The organism is Bradyrhizobium sp. SRL28, assembly GCF_018596315.1.
GTDB lineage: Bacteria > Pseudomonadota > Alphaproteobacteria > Rhizobiales > Xanthobacteraceae > Bradyrhizobium.
This window is the reverse complement of record NZ_JAHEAG010000177.1, coordinates 1-835: the sequence shown is the minus strand read 5'-3', so window position 1 is coordinate 835 and position 835 is coordinate 1. Positions and strand designations below refer to the sequence as shown.

At 52.7% G+C, this 835-nt stretch carries 1 protein-coding gene; it reads left to right on the top strand.

Annotated features, from left to right (window positions below):
- Positions 1-494 precede the first annotated feature (494 nt).
- The gene (locus KIP88_RS45865; protein ID WP_214494631.1) at positions 495-812 is read left to right on the top strand and encodes a hypothetical protein; all 318 of its coding nucleotides are present in this window, start codon (positions 495-497) and stop codon (positions 810-812) included.
- The last annotated feature ends 23 nt before the right edge of the window (positions 813-835 follow it).

Sequence of the window (835 nt, the reverse complement as noted above, 5' to 3'; positions counted from 1 at the left end):
GAGTGCATGCGAACGATTGGGACCCGATCCGCGCAGAGCATTAGGGCCAGCGGCCACACCTGCCGCATCAACAGGCCGGACACGTGACGCACCCGACCAATGCTGCAAAACGTCAGAAAGTTCTTGCCAGGGCGCCTTCCACACGTGACCCTGGCTGTGTAAAAACGCGAGAGATCGAAACGCCGCGAGAATTACATTCTTCAGTACGCTTTCAAAGTTGAATGCGTTTGCGTGTTTGAGGGCTGAAGCAGTCTTGGACGAATAACTTCTTCTATAGCCCTCAATCGTCTTAGCGTTTTTACACGGCCAAGACCCAAATCGGACATCGAACGATTGTCCTCGACCATCGGATTGCCCAATCTGGATAGAGTTCAGGCAATAGAAGTCATTAAATATTAGGGCCTTTGCTGCACAACCGATGGATGCTTCGGATAGCCGCCTCTCTTCTGTTTGGCATTTTCATGGGCCTAATTTCATATGTATCAGCTGCACGCTTGAGCGAGTGGTACGAGACGGGCCGCCTTTTGATGCACAAGCGGATGGCAATCGGACCCGACGCGGTCACTTACTCCAGCGATCCGATCCTGTTTCTCATCGAGCTGGGTTTAAACATCTTCTTGATTGCCATGGGGGGTCTCGGAGTTCTTGCCATGTGCCGAGAAATCATCGGTGAGATGGTAGGCCCCCAATCACGCCTTTTGAGGTTGATCGACTGGCACTACGCTAACCAGATGCCGTCAATCGTTCTTGGCCTTGCCGGCTGGTTCCTGCTGATCGTTTTTGGTTTTGGTCTGCTTTCTAGGGGTGCTTGACGGCCCGACCACTCTTCCGCTTT